The sequence below is a fragment of the Frigoribacterium sp. AC759 genome, from assembly GCF_979256015.1.
Window position 1 is genome coordinate 53,820 of record NZ_CEEDMT010000002.1, and the last position, 20,318, is coordinate 74,137.

Consider the following 20,318-nt stretch of genomic DNA (forward strand, 5'->3'; position numbering starts at 1 on the left):
TGACTAGGCTGGGGCGGTCATGATCCAGACCACAGACCTCCGCGGAACACACCCTACCCACGCCGACCTCCTCGACCTCGTACCCCGTGCGCGGGCGGACGTCAGCACCGCCTCGGAGGCCGCGGCGCGCCTCGTCGCCGATGTCCGAGAACGGGGCGCCGACGCGCTGCGCGATCAGGCCGAGCGCTTCGACGGCGTCCGCACCGAGACGTTCCGGGTGTCGGCCGACGAGATCGCCGCCGCCGTCGCGGGGCTCGATCCGCTCGTGCGCGAGGCGCTCGAGGAGTCCATCGCCCGCGTCACCGAGGGCAGTCGGGCGCAGATCCCGGCGGGCACGGTGACCCGGCCCGCCGACGGCGCCGTCATCGAGCAGCGCTGGCAGCCCGTGACCCGCGCCGGCGTGTACGTGCCCGGCGGCAAGGCCGTCTACCCCTCGAGCGTCGTCATGAACGTCGTGCCGGCCCAGGTCGCGGGCGTCGAGTCGATCGCGGTGGTGAGTCCCGCCCAGCGCGAGTTCGGCGGCGGGGTCCACCCGGTCATCCTCGGCGCCGCAGGGCTGCTCGGCGTCGACGAGGTCTACGCCATGGGCGGGGCGGGGTCGATCGGCGCGTTGGCCTACGGCGTTCCCGAGATCGGCCTCGAGCCGGTCCAGGTCATCACCGGGCCGGGCAACAACTTCGTCGCGGCGGCCAAGCAGATCGTCCGCGGCCACGTCGGGATCGACGCCGTCGCCGGCGCCACCGAGATCCTCGTCATCGCCGACGGCTCGGCCGATCCGGTGCTCGTCGCCGTCGACCTCATCAGCCAGGCCGAGCACGACGAGGAGGCCGCCGCCGTCCTCGTTACCGACTCCGCCGACCTCGTCGACGAGGTGCGACGCGAGCTCGAGCGCCTGGTGCCCCTGACGATGAGCGCCGAGAGGGTCCGGGTGGCCCTCGCCGGGCGGCAGTCGGCCCTCGTCATCGTCGACGACATGAAGGCCGCCGTCGCGTTCAGCAACGCCTACGGCCCGGAGCACCTCGAGATCCAGACCCGCGACGACGAGGCCGTGCTGCGTTCGATCACGAGCGCCGGCGCCGTCTTCGTCGGGAGCAGCACGCCGGTCAGCCTGGGCGACTACCTGGCGGGCTCGAACCATGTCCTCCCGACCGGCGGCCAGGCGCGCTTCTCGTCGGGTCTCGGCGCCTACACGTTCCTGCGTCCGCAGCAGATCGTCCGCTACGACGAGTCGGCCCTGGCCGTCGTCGCCGACCGCCTCGTCGCCCTGTCGCGCGCCGAGCTCCTGCCCGCGCACGGCGAGGCCGTGGCGGCACGCATCCGACGCCCCTGACCCGCGCCGCCGGTTCCTCCCCTCGACAGGGGAGGCCCCTGCTCCCAGTACGCTGAGGGCACCATGTTCTGTCCCTTCTGCCGTCATCCCGATTCCCGCGTCGTCGACTCGCGCACCAGCGACGACGGCACGTCCATCCGGCGACGCCGCCAGTGCCCGCACTGCAGTCGGCGTTTCAGCACGACCGAGACGGCCAGCCTCAACGTCGTGAAGCGCAACGGGGTGCTCGAGCCGTTCAGCCGCGAGAAGATCATCTCCGGCGTGCGCAAGGCCTGCCAGGGTCGACCCGTGACCGACGGCGACCTGGCCGTCCTGGCCCAGCGGGTCGAGGAGGCCGTCCGCGCCAGCGGCACGTCGCAGATCGAGGCCAACGACATCGGCCTGGCGATCCTGCCCCCGCTGCGAGAGCTCGACGAGGTGGCCTACCTGCGGTTCGCCAGCGTCTACCAGGCGTTCGACTCGCTCGACGACTTCGAGGCCTCCATCGCGACGCTGCGCGAAGAGCACGCCGGGCGGCCCCGCACGACCCGATCGGTCGACGAATGACGACCCCGTACCGGCTCCTGTTCGATCTCGTCCTGTCGAAGCTCGACCCCGAAGACGCGCACCACCTGGCGTTCCGGGTCATCCGCGCCGTCCCCCGGGTCGGACTCGCGCCGCTCGCGAGGCAGTTCACCGCGCCGCACCCGTCGCTGGCCGTCTCGGCGCTGGGTCTCCGCTTCGACTCCCCGTTCGGCGTCGCGGCGGGCTTCGACAAAGACGCCCGGGGCATCGCCGGGCTCGGAGCGCTCGGATTCGGGCACGTCGAGGTCGGCACCATCACCGCCCGGCCGCAACCCGGCAACGAGCGCCCTCGGCTCTTCCGGCTCGTCCCCGACCTGGCGGTCGTGAACCGCATGGGGTTCAACAACGGAGGCGCGCAGCAGGCCGCGACGGAGCTCGCGAAGGCACGGAGCGCCTCCCGCCGTCCGGTCGTCGGGGTGAACATCGGCAAGAGCCGTGTCGTCGACGTGGACGACGCGGTCGACGACTACCTGGTCAGCACGAGGCTCCTCGCGCCGTTGGCGGACTACCTGGCGGTCAACGTCAGCTCGCCCAACACGCCGGGCCTCCGGGGGCTCCAAGAGCTGGATCGACTGGGCCCGCTGCTCAGCGCGGTCGCCGAGGCAGCAGGGTCGACTCCCGTCCTGGTGAAGATCGCGCCCGACCTCGACGACGAGGGCATCCGCACGATCGGCCGACTCGTCGGCGACCTGGGGCTGGCGGGGGTGATCGCCACGAACACGACGCTGTCGCGCGAGGGGCTCGAGACCGACGCGAGCGTGGTCGAGGCGGCCGGTGCCGGGGGGCTCTCCGGTGCGCCCCTGGCGGCACGTTCGCTCGAGGTGCTGCGACTGCTCGTCGACGCCGTGCCCGAGGGCACCTGCATCATCTCCGTCGGGGGAGTCACCTCCGCCGCCGACGTCGACGAACGGCTGCGCGCCGGTGCGACTCTGGTCCAGGGGTACACCGCGTTCCTCTACCGGGGTCCGCTCTGGGCCCGTCAGATCAACCGGGGCCTCCGCAGGCTCCGCTCCCGTCGTTGACGTGGGCGTGATCGGACCGTCGGTCGCCTGATCGGCCGTCACGGCCCCGCACGACGACGCCGCCTCTCCTCTCGATTCTCATCGAGAGGAGGGGCGGCGTCGTGGAGTCGGAGAGGCGTCAGACCGTCGGGTACTGACCGCGCTTGATCTGTGGCTTCGGCATGCGCATGGGCTTCATCTGCATGGCCCGCATGGCGGCGTACCACTTGTTGCCCCGCTGGACGTTGCCGGCACCGTACTTCTCGGTGAGCTTCGACGTGACCAGGCGACCCACCACGAGGCAGTCGATCACGGCGACGATGAAGAAGCCCCAGAGGACGAAGAGGGTGATCATCTGGATGGCGGCCACCTGGATGATGCTCATCACGATGACGAGCACCATGATCGGGATCATCGCCTCGCCGACGCTGTACCGCGCGTCGACGTAGTCGCGGATGAACTTGCGCTGCGGGCCCTTGTCGCGTTCGGGGAGGAACTTCTCCTCGCCGTTGGCCATACCCACACGCTGCCGCTCGCGTACCTCGGCGAGGCGGGCCCGCTGGGCCTTCTGCGCCTCCTTGCCGGTGGCGACCAGAGGACGTCGGTTCGCCTCCTCGCGCTCGCGCCTGGTCGGCGTCGGGCGACCCTTGCCGATCGTCGTCGATTCGGGGTCGACGACCTGCGTCGACGAGTCGGTCTTGTCTTCTGCCTTGGCCACGGATATTCCTCGGGGTTGAACGAGTTCCTAAGATTACCTGCATGACCGACTCGCAGCACCCCGTCCGACCGACCGACCCCCGTACTGTCAGCGAACTCGCGGAGGCCGTGCACGCCGGGCTCCCATCGACGATCGCCGATCTCTCGTCGCTCGTGCGCATCCCCTCCGTCTCGTGGGACGCCTTCGACCCCGCCCACGTCGCGGAGAGCGCCGAGGCCGTCGCCCAGCTGGTCCGCGAGACGGGCCTCTTCGACGAGGTGACGGTCAGCCGGGCTCCGATCGGCGACACCGGCGCGACCGGTCAGCCTGCCGTCCTGGCCCGTCGGGAGGCGCGCGACGGCAAGAAGACCGTCCTGCTGTACGCGCACCACGACGTCCAACCCCAGGGGGACGACGCGCACTGGGACACTCCGCCCTTCGAGCCCACGCTGAAGGGCGACCGCCTCTACGGTCGCGGTGCGTCCGATGACAAGGCCGGCGTCATGACCCACGTCGCCGCGCTCCGTGCCGTCCGCGAGGTCGTCGGCGACGACCTCGGCGTGGGCGTTGCCCTGTTCATCGAGGGCGAGGAGGAGTTCGGCTCGAGGTCGTTCGCGGACTTCCTCGCGCAGCACCGCGACCAGTTGGCCGCCGATGTGATCGTGGTGGCCGACTCCGACAACTGGAGCACCACCGTCCCGGCCATCACCGTGGGGCTCCGGGGCAATGTGACGTTCCGATTCACGGTCCGCACCCTCGCCCACGCCTCGCATTCGGGGATGCTCGGCGGTGTCGTCCCGGACGCCATGATGGCGATGGTGCGCCTCCTGGCCTCGCTCCACGACGACGACGGCGGCGTGGCCGTCGCCGGTCTCCGCAGCCGCGACGCGCAGCACCCCGAGCAGTCGGAGGAGACCCTCCGGGAGGAGTCCGGCCTTCTCGAGGGCGTCCGGACGATCGGACACGGCCCCCTCCTGAGCCGGGTGTGGTCGCAGCCGTCGATCACCGTCACGGGGATCGATGCTCCGACCGTCGCGAACGCCTCCAACACGCTCTCGCCCGAGGTGTCCGTCCGCATCAGCGCGCGCGTCGCCCCGGGGCAGCCCGCGGCCGAGGCCTACGAGGCGCTGCGCGAGCACCTGCTGACGGACCCGCCGTTCGGTGCGCATGTCTCGATCGACGACGTCGACACGGGGGACCCGTTCCTCGTCGACACGAGCGGGCCGGCGATCGCCGACGTGACCGTGGCGATGACCGAGGGCTGGGGCGAGGCGCCTGTCCAGACCGGCATCGGAGGCTCGATCCCGTTCATCGCCGACCTCGTGAAGACCTTCCCGCACGCGGAGATCCTGGTGACCGGCGTCGAAGACCCCGACACCCGCGCGCACAGCCCCAATGAGTCGCAGCATCTCGGGGTGCTCCAGAAGGCCATCCTCACGGAGGCCATCCTCATCGCACGACTCGACGCCGAGATCCGCTGACCGGATCATCGACCCGGGGGGAACAAATCCCCGGGTCCGCTGCTTACACTGGTCGACGAGGAGTGCAGAGCACTCGCACCCGCTTGAAGGAGGCTCCATGACCGACACCGCGACCCCCGTCGTCGAGACGGCCGTTTCGACCGAGACGCCCGCCCACGGCGTCAAGCTCACCGATACCGCAGCCGGAAAGGTCAAGAGCCTCCTGATGCAGGAGGGGCGAGACGACCTGCGTCTCCGTGTCGCCGTCCAGCCCGGTGGCTGCTCCGGTCTGATCTACCAGCTCTACTTCGACGAGCGCCTGCTCGAGAACGACGCGACCGTCGACTACGACGGTGTCGAGGTGGTCGTCGACAAGATGAGCGTGCCGTACCTCGACGGCGCCGCCATCGACTTCGAGGACACCATCCAGAAGCAGGGCTTCACGATCGACAACCCGAACGCCCAGGGGAGCTGCGCCTGCGGCGACAGCTTCCACTGACGCTCGACCCGTCACCGCTCCTCGTCGGGGGCCGCCCTCCGGGGTGGTCCCCGACAGGCGGTTAATGGTTCGGCGTCGAACATTGCGGCGTGCTGTGTACTGAGGTCGGTGCAACCTGCGAGTAGGCTAGGGAAGTCCCCGTCCAGACTGGGAGCACCCCCCGAAGTCGCGTCATCCGAGAGGTAACAGTGCGTTCTCACCGCCGTAATCGTTGGGCCGCCATTCCCGTGGCAGCCGTCATGGCCCTCGTCCTCGCAGGCTGCACGCAAGACCAGCTGCAGGGTTGGCTGCCGACCGAGCCGGGCACCACGAACCACGTCGACAGCATCATCGGCCTCTGGGTCACGTCGTGGATCGTCCTCCTCATCGTCGGGTTCATCGTGTGGGGTCTCGTCATCTGGGCGTCGATCGCCTACCGCCGACGCAAGGGCCAGACCGGCCTCCCCGTGCAGCTGCGGTACAACCTCCCGGTCGAGATCTTCTACACGGTCGTCCCGCTCATCCTGGTGCTCGGATTCTTCGCCTTCACCGCTCGCGACCAGGCCGCCATCGAGGCGCCGACCGCGAGCCCGGACGTCAAGATCGACGTCTACGCCAAGCGCTGGGCCTGGGACTTCAACTACATCGATCAGCAGAACGAAGACGAGAGCACCTACTACCAGGGCATCCAGGCCCAGGAGGAGGCGGACGGAACGGTCGACGAAGACCAGCTCCCCGTGCTCTACCTGCCCGTCGGCAAGTCCGTCGAGATCGAGCTCAAGTCGCGGGACGTCGCGCACTCCTTCTGGGTCGTCGACTTCCTGTACAAGAAGGACACGATCCCCGGCAAGACCAACTACATGTACTTCACGCCCGAGAAAGAGGGCACCTTCACCGGCAAGTGCGCCGAGCTCTGCGGCGAGTACCACTCCCTGATGCTGTTCAACGTCAAGGTCGTCAGCCAGTCCGAGTACGACGCCTACCTGCAGACGCTCGCGGACGACGGCAACACGGGTCTGCTCGGCGACGAGTACAACACCAACACCAACCAGCCGGACAACGAGGCCCCTGTGGCCGCCGGCACCGAAGACTCCGAGAAGTAAGGCACGGTCGATGAGCTCAGCCACCGCCACCCGCCCCACCGGCGGAACATCCTCCTCCGGCCCGAACTTCGGTGCCTCGAAGGTCGGACGCAAGGGCAATGTCGTCGTGACGTGGATCACGTCCACCGACCACAAGACCATCGGGTACATGTACCTGATCGCGTCCTTCCTGTTCTTCTGCCTCGGCGGAGTCATGGCGCTGATCATCCGGGCGCAGCTGTTCGCCCCGGGTCTCGACGTCATCCAGACCAAAGAGCAGTACAACCAGCTCTTCACCATGCACGGCACGATCATGCTGCTCATGTTCGCGACGCCCCTGTTCTCGGGCTTCGCCAACGTGCTGATGCCGCTGCAGATCGGTGCGCCCGACGTCGCCTTCCCGCGACTCAACGGCTTCGCCTTCTGGCTCTACCTCTTCGGCTCCCTCATCGCCGTCGCCGGGTTCCTCACCCCCCAGGGCGCCGCGTCGTTCGGCTGGTTCGCCTACGCGCCATTGTCGGATACGACGTTCTCGCCAGGCCTAGGTGGAAACCTCTGGGTGTTCGGTCTCGGTATGACCGGTTTCAGCACGATCCTGGGTGCTGTCAACTTCATCACGACCATCGTCACGATGCGCGCGCCCGGCATGACCATGTGGCGCATGCCGATCTTCACCTGGAACACGCTCATCACGGCGATCCTCGTGATCATGGCGTTCCCCGTGCTGGCTGCGGCCCTGTTCGGGCTCGGCTTCGACCGCGTTTTCGACGCGCAGGTGTTCAACCCGGCCAACGGTGGAGCCATCCTCTGGCAGCACCTGTTCTGGTTCTTCGGGCACCCCGAGGTCTACATCATCGCCCTGCCGTTCTTCGGCATCATCAGCGAGGTGCTCCCGGTCTTCAGCCGCAAGCCGATCTTCGGCTACAAGACGCTCGTCTACGCGACGATCTCGATCGCTGCTCTCTCCGTCACCGTGTGGGCTCACCACATGTACGTGACCGGCTCGGTCCTGCTGCCGTTCTTCTCGCTGATGACCATGCTCATCGCGGTCCCGACCGGTGTGAAGATCTTCAACTGGATCGGCACGATGTGGCGCGGTTCGGTCACGTTCGAGACACCCATGCTGTGGGCCATCGGGTTCCTCATCACGTTCACGTTCGGTGGTCTGACGGGCGTCATCCTCGCGTCGCCGCCCCTCGACTTCCACGTCTCGGACACCTACTTCGTCGTGGCCCACTTCCACTACGTCGTCTTCGGGACGGTCGTCTTCGCCATGTTCTCCGGCTTCTACTTCTGGTGGCCGAAGATGACCGGCAAGATGCTCAACGAGCGTCTCGGCAAGATCCACTTCTGGATGCTCTTCGTCGGGTTCCACACGACGTTCCTCATCCAGCACTGGCTCGGCGTGATGGGCATGCCCCGTCGTTACGCGACGTACCAGCCCGAAGACCACTTCACCTGGATGAACCAGCTCTCGACCATCGGAGCCATGCTGCTCGGTGTCTCGATCCTGCCGTTCCTCTACAACGTGTACATCACGGCGCGTCGCGCTCCCAAGGTCGAGGTGAACGACCCCTGGGGTTACTCGCGATCGCTCGAGTGGGCCACCTCCTGCCCGCCGCCGCGTCACAACTTCACCTCCATTCCCCGCATCCGCTCGGAGTCCCCGGCGTTCGACCTGAACCACCCCGAGGCCGGCCTGCCCGTCGGCATCGGCCCGGTGAAGGACGCCCCCGACGCTCCGACGTACGATGCAGCCAGCGACAAGGTGAAGTAGGCCCCGATGAAGACCAACGCAACGCTTTTCTGGATCCTCGCGATCTTCTTCTTCGCGATGGGCGCCGTCTACACGGTCTGGAACCTCATCGACACCGGTCAGGTGGAGTGGGCCGGTACCGTCGCCATCCCTCTGGCAGGCATGCTCAGCGTGTTCCTCGCCTTCTACATGAGCCGCTCGCACAAGGCCCAGGGTGGGGAGCTCGCGGAAGACCGTCTCGATGCCAACATCGACGACGGCGACCCTGAGCTGGGGCACTTCAGCCCGTGGTCGTGGTGGCCGATCATCCTGGCCTTCGCCTGTGGCCTGATCTTCCTGGCCCTTGCGGTCGGCATGTGGATCATCTACATCGGCGGCGCTCTCGTTGCGGTCGCTCTGGTCGGCTGGGTCTACGAGTACTACCGGGGTAACTTCGTCCACTGATCTATCTGCTCCATCTGAACGGCGTCCACAAAGTGGGCGCCGTTCGTGGTTTAACCGTGCGGAGTGACGGAAAAGGACTGGAAGTCGGACCGCCACGTCGCATGCGACGACAGGGCCGCTGCGGCAGTCTGAGGCAACCATCGATCGGCGGGCAGCTTCTGGTGCCTGCCCAAGAGCCGGCACGCGACTGCCAGTTGGGGTCTTCTCGCGTCCTTGAGGGGTTGGTGGCGTGGAAGCCGGCGAACGGGGTGCTCTCGGGCGCAGAACGTCCTCACGCGGGGGAGTGGCTGGTGCGTCGAGTACGGCTCAAATTCGAGATCGACCTGTAGGGCACGCATTCGACCGATATCGGCCACAGCGACGAACGGAACGGGTCGTCGATGCGGACTGGTTGTCGTCATCGACGGCGCACACCGCCTCCCGAGAGACCCCGCGCATCTCATCGTGCCGGTGAACGGCCGGCCCTGCTGGCCCATTCCCGGTGCCTCGTCGTCAAGGCACAGCCCAGCCCAGCCCAGCCCAGCCCCTCTGCCACCGACTGCTGGTCGACAGTACGACAGAGGCCGGCCGTCAGATCTGGGTCACGCGGAACGGCTGCATCTCCTGGCCGGTTGACCGCGACCATCAGTCATCGCCACGGAGATCCCCTATCCGCCCTCGAGAGGCCTCGTGACGGCTGCCCAATGCTCGCCGATGACCGGCACCACCGGCCGAAGCACGACATAGGCAGGCGGAAAGGGGCGGCAGCGCGTCAGAGGGTGCAGCCCAAGGCCGACCGGGCTTTTGCGGAAGCTGCGGCGAACCGGACAGCCACCCGGGGGCACGTGAGCTCGTAGCGGTGTCGGTCCTATCAGACGGTGCTCTGAACTCATGGGGCGTCGCCTAGTGGCCATGTCGCCGCAACACCGTCCGGTTGTCTCGTCTCGCGTCGTCTCGTCTCGGAGTCGGTGCTCGCCGCCCGAGTCCGGATTCCCAGGATGAACGTCTGAGGCCCGACCACCGCAGGGGTGGTCGGGCCTCAGAACGACTCGGGTCAGTGACCGTCGTTGTGCGGTGCCTCGATCTCGGAACGCTTCACCGGGGCGATGCGGTCTTCGAAGAAGAACGACGACATAGATGCCCGCAGTCGCTGCACCGGCGTGATCTGACCGTTGGCGTTCGGACGGATCATCAGGGGCTCGTACTCGGTGAAGTTGAGCAGACGCCAACGCTCGTACTCGTCGAGCTGCTCGTGGACCTCGACGTACTCGCCGCCGGGGAGACGGACGATGCGTCCCGACTCGTAACCGTGCAGCGCGATCTCGCGGTCCTTCTTCTGCAGACCCAGGCAGACCCGCTTCGTGATCCAGAAGGCGATGAATGGTCCGAGGATCAGACAGGCCTGCACGGTGTGGATCACGTAGTTCAGGGACAGATGGAAGTGCGTCGCCATCAGGTCCGAGCTGGCCGCGGCCCACAGGCTCGCGTAGACGACGATGCCGGCGGCACCGATCGCCGTACGCGTGGGAGCGTTGCGGGGACGGTCGAGGATGTGGTGCTCGCGCTTGTCGCCGGTGACCCACGCCTCGAGGAACGGGTAGAGCAGGACGGCCAGGATGAAGATCACCAGGACGCCGATGGGCGCCAGGATGTTCATCGAGACGGTGTAGCCCCAGGCCACGAACTCCCAGTGCGGGGGCACGAGTCGGAGCGCACCGTCGGCGAATCCGATGTACCAGTCGGGCTGCGTTCCGGCGGACACGGGGGAGGGGTCGTACGGCCCGTAGTTCCAGATCGGGTTGATCGTGAACAGCGAGGCGATCAAGACGATCACACCGAAGACGATGAAGAAGAACCCACCGGCCTTGGCGGCGAACACCGGCATGACCGGGACGCCGACGACGTTCTCGTTGGTCTTGCCGGGGCCGGCCCACTGCGTGTGCTTGTTGATGATCAGCAGAAGGAGGTGAACGCCGAGCAGGGCGATGAGGAGCGCGGGCAGGAGCATGATGTGCAGCGAGTAGAAGCGCGCCACCATGTCGGTTCCGGGGAACTCTCCGCCGAACAGCAGGTACGAGATCCAGACGCCGATGACGGGGATGCCTTTCACCATGCCGTCGATGATCCGAGCGCCGTTACCGGAGAGCAGGTCGTCGGGGAGCGAGTAGCCGGTGAAGCCCTCGGCCATCGCGAGGACCCAGAGCGTGAAGCCGACGACCCAGTTGATCTCGCGGGGCTTGCGGAACGCACCGGTGAAGTACACGCGGAGCATGTGCAGCATGATCGCCGCGACGAAGAGCAGCGCCGCCCAGTGGTGGATCTGACGGAAGAGGAGCCCACCGCGGATGTCGAACGAGATGTCGAGCGTCGAGGCCATCGCCGCCGACATGTTCAAGCCCTTGAGGGGGACGTACGAGCCGTTGTAGTTGACCTCGGCCATGGACGGCTGGAAGAAGAACGTCAGGAACGTGCCCGAGAGCAGGATCACGACGAACGAGTACAGCGCGACCTCGCCCAGCATGAACGACCAGTGGTCGGGGAAGATCTTGCGACCGACCTCTTTCACGAGGCCGGACATGCTCGTACGCTCGTCGACGTAGTTGGCTGCGGCGCCGAAGAATTTGTTCGTCTTCGTCGGAGCGAACGCGGGGACCGTCGTCGTCGTGTTCGACGTCTTGGTCTCGGTCTCCGGTGCAGGGGTGGTGGTGATCACTTTTCGCGCTCCCAGTAGCTCGGGCCCACGGGCTCGTGGAAATCGCTCTGCGCGACGAGGTAACCATCGGCGTCGACCGCGATGGGCAGCTGCGGGAGAGGCCGTTTGGCCGGTCCGAAGATCACTTCGCAGTTGTTCTTCACGTCGAACGTCGACTGGTGGCAGGGGCAGAGCAGGTGGTGGGTCTGCTGCTCGTAGAGGGCCACAGGGCACCCCACGTGCGTGCAGATCTTCGAGTACGCGACGATGCCGTCGTACTGCCAGCCCTCGCGTCCTTCCGGAATGTTGAGGTCTTCCGGCTTGAGGCGCATCAGAAGGACTGCGGCCTTGGCTTTCTCTTCGAGCAGGTGCTCCGACTCGTTGAGGGTCTCGGGGATGACGTGGAACACGGAACCGAGCGTGATGTCGGAGGCTTTGATGCGGGCACCCGACGGGTCCATCGCGAGGTGCGTCCCCTCCTCCCAGAGGGTGTGACGCAGGACCTCGTTCGGGTCTTCGGCGGGTGCGAGGTCGCGGAACAGGACGACGGCGGGGAGCGGCGTGGCCACGAGGGCGCCGATCAGGCTGTTGCGGATGAGCGTGCGGCGGCCGAAGCCGGACTCCTGGTTGCCCAGTGCGAAGACCTCGACGGCCTTCTCGCGGGTCTCATCGGTGCCACGCGTCGAGTGACGCATCTCGGTGATCTCGCGAGCCGGCATCAGCGTCTTCGACCAGTGCACTGCACCGATGCCGATCGAGATCAGCCCGAGGGCGATGCCGAGACCGAGGAACAGGTTGTTCAGGCGAACCGAGTTCGAGTCTCCTGAGGTGATCGGGAAGGCGATGTAGGCACCGATTGCGGCGATGCTGCCCACGATGGAGAGGAAGAACCAGACGCTGACCTGACGCTCGGCGCGCTTCTCGGCCTTGGGGTCGATGTCGGTGACACGGTCGCGGTGCGGCGGCTCACCCGGGTTCTCGAAGACGTCGGCAGTGACGACGGCCGTGCCGGCCGACACCTGTCGAGGCTCGTGCCTCTCGACAGCCGAGCCCGCGGTGGGGGCCTCGTCGTCGTGCTGTGCCATGGGTTTTGCCTTTCGGTGAAGTACGGGAGAACGACTAGTTGGATCGGGCGGTGAGCCAGATGGTCACGGCGACGATTCCGCCGAGGCCGAAGATCCAGATGAACAGACCCTCGGCTACGGGGCCGAGGCTTCCGAGTTCGAACCCGCCGGGGGACGGGTTGTTCTCCAGGTACTTGAGGTACGTGATGATGTCGGCCTTGTCTTGGGGCGACAGGTTCATGTCGTTGAAGACGGGCATGTTCTGCGGGCCGGTGAGCATGGCCTCGTAGATGTGGTTGGAGTCGACCCCGTCGAGTGCGGGAGCGAACTTGCCCTCCGTCAACGCGCCTCCGGCGCCTGCGACGTTGTGGCACATGGCGCAGTTGATGCGGAAGAGCTCGGCGCCGTTGGTGGTGTCGCCGTCGGCCTGGAGGTACTCCTCGGAGGGGATGCTCGGACCGGGGCCGAGGGAGGCGATGTAGGCGGCCATGTCGGCGACCTGCTCGTCGCTGAACTGCGTGGGCTTCTCTTCGGCCTGCGGCCCGTTGAGCGCCATGGGCATGCGGCCGGTGCCGACCTGGAAGTCGACGGCGGCCGAGCCGACGCCGATCAGGCTGGGGCCGTCGGCCGTGCCGGCGGCGCTGAGGCCGTGGCACGTCGCGCAGTTCGAGGCGAAGAGCTTCTGACCCTCGTCGATGCTCTGCTGCGATGCGACGGGGGCCACATTCTCGTCGGCGGTGGCCGTCGACGAGAAGAGGGCGTACGCGCCACCGGTCGTGAGGAGACCCACGAGGATGAGGGACGCGGTCGCGAGCGGGCTGCGACGACCCGTCTTGGTCTTGCGTCGCGAGGACGAGGTTCGAGTGAACATGCTGTGTGAACGATCCAATGCCTATTTGAGGACGTAGACGACCATGAAGAGGCCGATCCACACCACGTCGACGAAGTGCCAGTAGTACGAGACGACGATGGCTGTCGTCGCTTCTTTGTGGCCGAAGTTCTTGACGGCGAACGCCCGGCCGATGGTGAGGAGGAACGCGATGAGACCGCCGATGACGTGCGCGCCGTGGAAGCCGGTCGTCATGTAGAAGGCGGAGCCATACGCGTTGGAGCTGAGGGTGACGTGCTCGGAGATGAGGTGCGCGTACTCGAACACCTGGAGGCAGATGAACGCCGAGCCCATGGCGTAGGTGAGGAAGAACCACTCGACCATGCCCCACTGGCCGACCTGGAACAGGCGGCCCGTTCGGCGCGACTGCATGCGCTCGGCTGCGAACACGCCGAACTGGCAGGTCACCGACGAGAGCACCAGCATGATGGTGTTCGTGAGGGCGAACGGCACGTCGAGCTTGGCCGTCTCGAACTCCCAGAGACCGGGCGAGGTGCTTCGCAGCGTGAAGTAGATCGCGAACAGACCCGCGAAGAACATGACTTCGCTGCCCAGCCACACGATGGTGCCGACGGCGACGGTGCTCGGTCGGTTGACGACCGGCCCGGAAGGTCTGGAGAGAGAGGTACTTGTCACGAGGTCCATTATGCCTGGAAACCTCCCCTGGGTTTGCGCAGGAAACCCCGGGTCGGGAATTTCTCTTGACGACGAGCTATAAGACGGGCTAGGCGGACGCCGCTAACCTTGCGGCATGACCAACGAGCTCTCCTGGCCCACGATCATCGAGTCCCTCCTGGCCCGTCGGGACCTCTCGATCACCGAGGCGACGTGGTCGATGGAGCGGGTGATGCTCGGCGAGGCGACTCCCGCTCAGCTGGCCGCGTTCCTCGTCGCGCTGCGCTCCAAAGGGGAGACGGTCGACGAGATCGTCGGCTTCCGCGACGCGGTGCTCGCCCACGCCGTCCCTCTGCCCGTCGACTCGCTGGCCGTCGACATCGTCGGCACCGGTGGCGACCGGTTCGGCACGGTCAACGTGTCGACGATGGCCTCCGTGGTCGTCGCGTCGACCGGTGTGCCCGTCATCAAGCACGGGAACCGCGCGGCGAGCTCGTCGTCCGGCTCGTCCGACGTGCTGGCCGCCCTCGGCATCGACCTGACCCTGTCGGCCGAGCGCGTCGCGGACGTCCTCCGGGAGGTCGGCATGACGTTCGCCTTCGCCGCGGCGTTCCACCCGGGGTTCGGCAACGCGGCACAGGTCCGACGTGAGATCGGCGTGCCCACGGTGTTCAACTTCCTCGGGCCGCTGGTCAACCCGGCACGCCCCGAGGCGAGCGCCGTCGGCGTCGCGTCGCTCGACAAGGTGCCGCTCATCGTCGGCGTGTTCCAGACGCGGGGGGCGACCGCGCTGGTGTTCCGCGGCGACGACGGCCTGGACGAGCTGACGACCACCGGTCACAGCCACATCTGGGAGATCTCCTCGGGCTCCGTGACCGAGCACGACTTCGATCCGCTCGAGCTCGGCATCCCGCGGGCCGCCATCGCCGACCTCGTCGGCGGCGACGCTCAGCACAACGCCGACGTCGCCCGCCGGGTGCTCGCCGGCGAGACGGGACCGGTGCGCGACATCGTTCTGCTGAACGCCGCGGCCGGTCTGGTGTCGTACCGGCTCGCCGTCGACCCGTCGGAGCGCGACCGCCCCGTCGTCGTGCGATTCCGTGAGCAGCTCGCGGTGGCGGCCGAGGCGATCGACACGGGCGCGGCCGCTGCCAAGCTCGACGCGTGGGTGACGGCCACGAAGACGGCATGAGGCCGCCCCGGTCGGCCGACCCGCGCCTCCTCGGCTCGATGGACGGGCTGACGGGGTCGATGGACAGGACGACCGCCTGAGACGCGGAACGGGCCCGCTCCCCGAGGGGAGCGGGCCCGTTCGTCGTCGGGACTCAGTTCACGTCGTCGTCGACCCAGTCGAAGGTCTTCGTGACGGCCTTCTTCCAGAGGCGCAGGGTGCGGTCGCGCTCGTCGGCCTCGATGTTCGGAGTCCAGCGCTTGTCCTCCTGCCAGTTCTGACGCAGGTCGTCGAGGGTCTCCCAGAAGCCGACCGCGAGACCGGCTGCGTAGGCCGCGCCGAGCGCCGTGGTCTCGGCGACCACGGGGCGGACCACCGGGACGTCGAGGATGTCGGCCTGGAACTGCATGAGAGCGTCGTTGGCGGTCATGCCGCCGTCGACCTTCAGCTCGGTCAGGTCGACGCCCGAGTCGGCGTTGACCGCGTCGAGCACCTCGCGGGTCTGGAAGGCCGTGGCCTCGAGCGCCGCGCGGGCGATGTGGCCCTTGTTGACGTAGCGGGTCAGACCAACCAGCGCACCGCGGGCGTCCGAACGCCAGTACGGCGCGAAGAGGCCCGAGAACGCCGGCACGAAGTACACGCCGCCGTTGTCGTCGACGGTCTTGGCCAGCTCTTCGACCTCTGCCGCCGAGCCGATGATGCCGAGGTTGTCGCGCAGCCACTGGATGAGCGATCCGGTGACGGCGATCGACCCCTCCAGCGCGTAGTGCGGGGCGGCGTCGCCGAGCTTGTAGCCGAGCGTCGTCAGCAGACCGTTCTTCGAGTGGACGATCTCCTCGCCCGTGTTGAAGATGAGGAAGTTGCCGGTGCCGTAGGTGTTCTTGGACTCGCCCTGGTCGAAGGCGGCCTGACCGAACGTGGCGGCCTGCTGGTCGCCGAGGATGCCGGCGATCGGCACCTCGCGCAGCAGGTTCGAGGACTCGACCGTGCCGTAGACCTCGGACGAGCTCTTGATCTCGGGGAGCATCGACTTCGGCACGTCGAACGCCTCGAGGATGTCGTCGCGCCACTGGAGCGTCTCGAGGTCCATGAAGAGGGTCCGCGAGGCGTTCGTCACGTCGGTGACGTGCACGCCGCCGTCGACGCCGCCGGTGAGGTTCCAGATGACCCACGAGTCGGTGGTGCCGAACATGAGATCGCCCGCTTCGGCCTTCTCGCGTGCACCCTCGACGTTCTCGAGGATCCAGACGATCTTGGTGCCCGAGAAGTAGGTCGCGAGCGGCAGCCCGACGATGGGCTTGAAGCGCTCGACGCCACCGTCGGCGGCGAGCCGGTCGACGATGGACTGCGTGCGGGTGTCCTGCCAGACGATCGCGTTGTAGACCGGCTTGCCCGTGGTCCTGTCCCACACGACGGCGGTCTCGCGCTGGTTGGTGATGCCGACGGCCTTGATGTTGTGGCGCGTGATGTCGGCTCGCGAGAGGGCCTGGCCGATGACCTCGCGGGTGTTCGTCCAGATCTCGAGCGGGTCGTGCTCGACCCAGCCGGCGCGCGGGAAGATCTGCTCGTGCTCCTTCTGACCGGTGGACACGATGGTGCCCGAGTGGTCGAAGATGATGGCGCGGGTGCTCGTGGTGCCCTGGTCGATGGCGAGAATGTAGTCGTCGCTCACGGGTGTGTCTCCTTCGTCGTTGATGGTGTCGACCGTGGCGGGCCGGGTTCGCCCCGGAGGGGCGTGGGCCCGCCGCGATCAGCGATGAGTCGTGGGTTCGGGTCAGGCGATGGGGAGCAGCGCGCCCGAGACGACGGCGGCGAGGGCGCCACCGATCAGCGGGCCGGCGACGGGGACCCAGGCGTAGGACCAGTCGCTCGAGCCCTTGCCCTTGATGGGGAGGAAGGCGTGCGCGATGCGCGGGCCGAGGTCACGGGCAGGGTTGATGGCGTAGCCGGTGGGCCCACCGAGGGAGGCGCCGATCGCGATCACGAGGAAGGCGACGGGGATGGCGCCGAGCTCGGCCGGGGTGCCGCCGTTGGTGAAGCCGATGACGACCAGCACGAATGCGAAGGTCGCGATGATCTCGGTGACGAGGTTCCAGCCGTAGTTGCGGATGGCGGGCCCGGTCGAGAAGACGCCCAGCTTGGCGGCGGGGTCGGGCTCTTCGTCGAAGTGGTTCTTGTACACGAGCCAGACGAGCACGGCGCCGATGATCGCACCGATCATCTGCGCGGCCAGGTAGACGAGGAACGCGACGAAGTCGATGTTGCCCAGGATCAGCTGCGCGAGGCTGACGGCCGGGTTGAGCGCCGCACCGGACGAGTACGAGACGGTGACACCGGCGAAGACGGCGAGGCCCCAACCGAAGTTGACCATCAGCGTGCCGCCGTTGAAGCCCTTCGACTTCGTGAGTGCCACGTTGGCGACGACGCCGCCACCGAGCAGGATGAGCATCGCCGTGCCCACCACTTCAGAGAGAAAAATCAGTCCCAGGTCCACGTCGACCTTCCTTAGTCGTCGGGCGGGCTGCGACTGTGCAACCCGCGGTGAGCGTGTGAGCACACACTAGTGCGGGGACGGCACACCATGACTGGCGGAATCAGGTGGTTTGCACACATGTGCACGGATGTCCGAGCGGAGTACTTTCGTGGAGGAATGAAGCGAGCCCGGTCGACGGGCTCCCATCACGAGGAGGACCTTCGATGAAGAAGCTCATCAACGATCCGGCGGACGTCGTCGCCGAGGCCGTCGCGGGATTCGGGGCGGCCCATGCCGACCTGGTCGTCGTGTCGCACGATCCGACGTTCGTGAGGCGCGCCGAGGGGCCGACGCCGGGCAGGGTGGCCATCGTGAGCGGCGGCGGCAGCGGACACGAGCCGCTCCATGCCGGGTTCGTGGGCTACGGGATGCTCTCCGCAGCGGTGCCCGGCCCCGTGTTCACCTCGCCCACCCCCGATCCGATCCTGGCGGCGACGTCGGCGGTCGACGGGGGAGCCGGGGTGCTCTACATCGTCAAGAACTACACGGGCGACGTGCTCAACTTCGAGACGGCGGCCGATCTCGCCGAGGCCGACGGCATCACCGTGGAGTCGGTGCTGGTCGACGACGACGTCGCCGTCAAGGACTCTTTGTTCACGGCGGGTCGTCGCGGCGTCGCCGGGACGGTCGTCGTCGAGAAGATCGCCGGTGCCTCCGCCGAGCGGGGCGACGACCTCGCCACCGTGGCGGCCCTCGCCCGTCGTGCCGTGGCCGCGACCCGATCGATGGGCGTCGCACTCGCCGCCGGCACCGTTCCCCACGCCGGCGAGCCCGGCTTCGTGCTCGGCGAGGACGAGATCGAGTTCGGCGTCGGCATCCACGGCGAACCGGGCCGCGAGCGCATGCCGCTGGAGCCGGTGGACGCCATCGTCGAGCGCCTCCTCTCGGCGGTGACCGACGACCTGGGCGTCGCAGCGGGCGACCGGGTGCTGCTCTTCGTCAACGGCATGGGCGGGACCCCTTCCATCGAGCTCTACATCGCGTACCGCCGGGCGGCCGAGCTGCTGTCCGAGCAGGGGGTGACCGTGGCGCGCAGCCTCGTCGGCGACTACGTGACCTCGCTCGAGATGCAGGGGCTGTCGATCACCGTGACCCGGCTGGACGACGAGCTGACCGAGCTCTGGGACGCACCCGTCGAGACGGCCGCGCTGCGGCGCGGACGCTGACCGTGACAGCCCTCACCGACCACGAGAGGAACACCGAATGACACTGGACTCCACCTGGGTGCGCGCCTGGATCGAACGGACGGCGGAGGTGCTGACGACCGAGCGGCACACCCTGAGCGAACTCGACCGCCAGATCGGCGACGGCGACCACGGCGAGAACCTCGCCCGCGGATTCGCCGCCGTCCGGGAGCGCATCGGCCAGACGCCCGACGACGCGACGCCGGCGACTCTGGTCAAGCTCGTCGCCACCACCCTCATCTCGACCGTCGGGGGAGCGGCCGGCCCGCTTCTCGGGACGGCCTACCTCAAGGGAGCGGCGGCCCTGGGCGACGCGTCCGAGCTGGACGCCAGAGCGGTCGTCGCCCTGCTGACCGCGGCGCGCGACGGCGTGGTCCTCCGCGGCAAGGCGGAGACGGGCGACAAGACCATGGTCGACGCCTGGACCCCCGCCGTCGACGCGGCCGCCGCGGCAGCAGGGAGCGGCGCGCCTCCGGCGGACGTCCTCCGGGCCGCGGCCGACGCCGCCGCCGAGGGCGCCGCCGCGACCGAGCCGCTCGTCGCCCGCAAGGGACGGGCGAGCTACCTCGGCGACCGCGCCATCGGGCATCGCGACCCGGGAGCCCAGTCGTCGTCCCTCATCATCACCGCGGCCGCCGACACGGCGGCCGAGTCGAACAAGGAGTCGTAGAGCATGCCCACCATCGGAATAGTCATCGTCTCGCACAGCGCCAAGATCGCCGAGGGGGTCGTCGAGCTGGCGAGGCAGATGGCCCCGTCGACCACGCTCGTCGCCGCCGGCGGCACCGACGAGGGCGGGATCGGCACGAGCTTCGACCGCATCTCGGCCGCCCTGACGACGGCCTCGGCCGGCGGCGGAGCCGTCCTGCTCTGCGACCTCGGCTCGGCCATCCTCACCTCCGAGACGGTCGTCGACTTCCTCGACGACGCCGAGAAGGAGCGCGTGGTCATCGCCGACGCACCGCTCGTCGAGGGTGCGGTGGCCGCCGCGGTGGCCGCCGAGACCGGGGGAGACCTCGCGCAGGTGGCCGCTGCGGCGTCCGGCGCGACCGGGATCGCCGACGTGCACGCCGACGAACGCGATCTGCGTGGCGGCGACGCCGTCGAGCGGTCGACGACCATCGTCAACACCTCGGGGCTGCACGCCCGCCCCGCGGCCGAGCTGGTCAAGCACGCGTCCGCCTTCCAGGCCGACATCACCGTCAACGGCGTCGACGCCAAGAGCCTGCTCCGCATCATGGGTCTGAACGTCGGTGCGGGGTCGACCGTCGCGATCATGGCCACGGGACCCGACGCGGAGGCGGCGGTCGACGAGCTGATCGCACTCATCGACGACGGGTTCGGCGAGAGGGCCTGACCCGGGGAGGGCGATCGAGGAG

At 68.0% G+C, this 20,318-nt stretch carries 19 protein-coding genes; 12 read left to right on the top strand and 7 right to left on the bottom strand.

Features of this window, described 5'->3' with window-relative positions; genetic code table 11:
• The first annotated feature begins 19 nt into the window (after window positions 1-19).
• The 3 genes from hisD to ACZ6JE_RS03155 all read left to right on the top strand — a co-directional run bounded on the left by hisD (window position 20) and on the right by ACZ6JE_RS03155 (window position 2,916).
• The gene (gene hisD, locus ACZ6JE_RS03145) at window positions 20-1,330 is read left to right on the top strand and encodes a histidinol dehydrogenase (RefSeq protein WP_464318199.1); all 1,311 of its coding nucleotides are present in this window, start codon (window positions 20-22) and stop codon (window positions 1,328-1,330) included.
• A gap of 63 nt (window positions 1,331-1,393) precedes the next feature.
• Window positions 1,394-1,876, top strand: a complete 483-nt coding sequence (gene nrdR, locus ACZ6JE_RS03150; RefSeq protein ID WP_192060434.1) for a transcriptional regulator NrdR — start codon at window positions 1,394-1,396, stop codon at window positions 1,874-1,876.
• Window positions 1,873-2,916, top strand: coding sequence for a quinone-dependent dihydroorotate dehydrogenase (locus ACZ6JE_RS03155; protein WP_243213984.1), 1,044 nt, complete (start codon window positions 1,873-1,875; stop codon window positions 2,914-2,916). The genes nrdR and ACZ6JE_RS03155 overlap by 4 nt, the downstream gene beginning before the upstream one ends.
• Before the next feature lie 118 nt (window positions 2,917-3,034).
• Here ACZ6JE_RS03155 and ACZ6JE_RS03160 read toward each other — a convergent pair whose 3' ends face one another.
• The gene (locus ACZ6JE_RS03160; RefSeq protein ID WP_192060432.1) at window positions 3,035-3,613 is read right to left on the bottom strand and encodes a DUF3043 domain-containing protein; all 579 of its coding nucleotides are present in this window, start codon (window positions 3,611-3,613) and stop codon (window positions 3,035-3,037) included.
• 41 nt (window positions 3,614-3,654) lie between these two features.
• On the opposite strand from ACZ6JE_RS03160, the gene ACZ6JE_RS03165 reads away from it, so the two are divergent.
• The 5 genes from ACZ6JE_RS03165 to ACZ6JE_RS03185 all read left to right on the top strand — a co-directional run bounded on the left by ACZ6JE_RS03165 (window position 3,655) and on the right by ACZ6JE_RS03185 (window position 8,812).
• Entirely contained in the window at window positions 3,655-5,073 is a 1,419-nt protein-coding gene (locus ACZ6JE_RS03165) for a M20/M25/M40 family metallo-hydrolase (protein ID WP_464318200.1), read from the top strand.
• A 97-nt stretch (window positions 5,074-5,170) separates the two neighbouring features.
• The gene (gene erpA, locus ACZ6JE_RS03170) at window positions 5,171-5,551 is read left to right on the top strand and encodes an iron-sulfur cluster insertion protein ErpA (protein WP_192060430.1); all 381 of its coding nucleotides are present in this window, start codon (window positions 5,171-5,173) and stop codon (window positions 5,549-5,551) included.
• Window positions 5,552-5,739: 188 nt separating this feature from the next.
• Entirely contained in the window at window positions 5,740-6,633 is an 894-nt protein-coding gene (gene ctaC / locus ACZ6JE_RS03175) for an aa3-type cytochrome oxidase subunit II (RefSeq protein WP_463462639.1), read from the top strand.
• Between the two features lie 10 nt (window positions 6,634-6,643).
• On the top strand, window positions 6,644-8,389 hold the full coding sequence (gene ctaD / locus ACZ6JE_RS03180; RefSeq protein WP_192060428.1) for an aa3-type cytochrome oxidase subunit I: 1,746 nt from the start codon (window positions 6,644-6,646) through the stop codon (window positions 8,387-8,389).
• 6 nt (window positions 8,390-8,395) lie between these two features.
• Window positions 8,396-8,812 (top strand): cytochrome c oxidase subunit 4, encoded by a 417-nt coding sequence (locus ACZ6JE_RS03185; RefSeq protein WP_243213987.1) that lies wholly within the window; start codon window positions 8,396-8,398, stop codon window positions 8,810-8,812.
• A 1,033-nt stretch (window positions 8,813-9,845) separates the two neighbouring features.
• On the opposite strand, the gene qcrB is transcribed toward ACZ6JE_RS03185, so the two are convergent.
• Genes qcrB through ctaE form a run of 4 tightly spaced genes read right to left on the bottom strand, consistent with a single transcriptional unit; the run spans window position 9,846 to window position 14,081 of the window.
• Window positions 9,846-11,504: a cytochrome bc1 complex cytochrome b subunit gene (gene qcrB / locus ACZ6JE_RS03190; RefSeq protein ID WP_243213988.1), complete on the bottom strand. Its 1,659-nt coding sequence runs from the start codon at window positions 11,502-11,504 to the stop codon at window positions 9,846-9,848.
• The gene (qcrA, locus tag ACZ6JE_RS03195; protein ID WP_192060426.1) at window positions 11,501-12,568 is read right to left on the bottom strand and encodes a cytochrome bc1 complex Rieske iron-sulfur subunit; all 1,068 of its coding nucleotides are present in this window, start codon (window positions 12,566-12,568) and stop codon (window positions 11,501-11,503) included. Before qcrA ends, qcrB begins: the two co-directional genes overlap by 4 nt.
• 34 nt (window positions 12,569-12,602) lie before the next feature.
• Entirely contained in the window at window positions 12,603-13,418 is an 816-nt protein-coding gene (gene qcrC, locus ACZ6JE_RS03200; RefSeq protein WP_192060425.1) for a cytochrome bc1 complex diheme cytochrome c subunit, read from the bottom strand.
• 21 nt (window positions 13,419-13,439) lie between these two features.
• A complete protein-coding gene (gene ctaE / locus ACZ6JE_RS03205; RefSeq protein WP_192060424.1) occupies window positions 13,440-14,081 on the bottom strand; it encodes an aa3-type cytochrome oxidase subunit III in 642 nt (213 codons plus the stop codon).
• Between the two features lie 106 nt (window positions 14,082-14,187).
• On the opposite strand from ctaE, the gene trpD reads away from it, so the two are divergent.
• A complete protein-coding gene (gene trpD / locus ACZ6JE_RS03210; protein ID WP_464318201.1) occupies window positions 14,188-15,243 on the top strand; it encodes an anthranilate phosphoribosyltransferase in 1,056 nt (351 codons plus the stop codon).
• Window positions 15,244-15,376: 133 nt separating this feature from the next.
• Here trpD and glpK read toward each other — a convergent pair whose 3' ends face one another.
• Window positions 15,377-16,894, bottom strand: a complete 1,518-nt coding sequence (gene glpK / locus ACZ6JE_RS03215; RefSeq protein ID WP_192060422.1) for a glycerol kinase GlpK — start codon at window positions 16,892-16,894, stop codon at window positions 15,377-15,379.
• A 102-nt stretch (window positions 16,895-16,996) separates the two neighbouring features.
• A complete protein-coding gene (locus ACZ6JE_RS03220) occupies window positions 16,997-17,671 on the bottom strand; it encodes an MIP/aquaporin family protein (RefSeq protein WP_197981916.1) in 675 nt (224 codons plus the stop codon).
• Window positions 17,672-17,919: 248 nt separating this feature from the next.
• Here ACZ6JE_RS03220 and dhaK point away from each other — a divergent pair, with 248 nt between their 5' ends.
• Genes dhaK through dhaM form a run of 3 tightly spaced genes read left to right on the top strand, consistent with a single transcriptional unit; the run spans window position 17,920 to window position 20,296 of the window.
• Entirely contained in the window at window positions 17,920-18,921 is a 1,002-nt protein-coding gene (dhaK, locus tag ACZ6JE_RS03225) for a dihydroxyacetone kinase subunit DhaK (protein WP_243213990.1), read from the top strand.
• A gap of 37 nt (window positions 18,922-18,958) precedes the next feature.
• Window positions 18,959-19,609 (top strand): dihydroxyacetone kinase subunit DhaL, encoded by a 651-nt coding sequence (gene dhaL / locus ACZ6JE_RS03230; RefSeq protein WP_320477226.1) that lies wholly within the window; start codon window positions 18,959-18,961, stop codon window positions 19,607-19,609.
• A 3-nt stretch (window positions 19,610-19,612) separates the two neighbouring features.
• Window positions 19,613-20,296 (top strand): dihydroxyacetone kinase phosphoryl donor subunit DhaM, encoded by a 684-nt coding sequence (dhaM, locus tag ACZ6JE_RS03235; protein ID WP_243213495.1) that lies wholly within the window; start codon window positions 19,613-19,615, stop codon window positions 20,294-20,296.
• Window positions 20,297-20,318 lie beyond the last annotated feature (22 nt).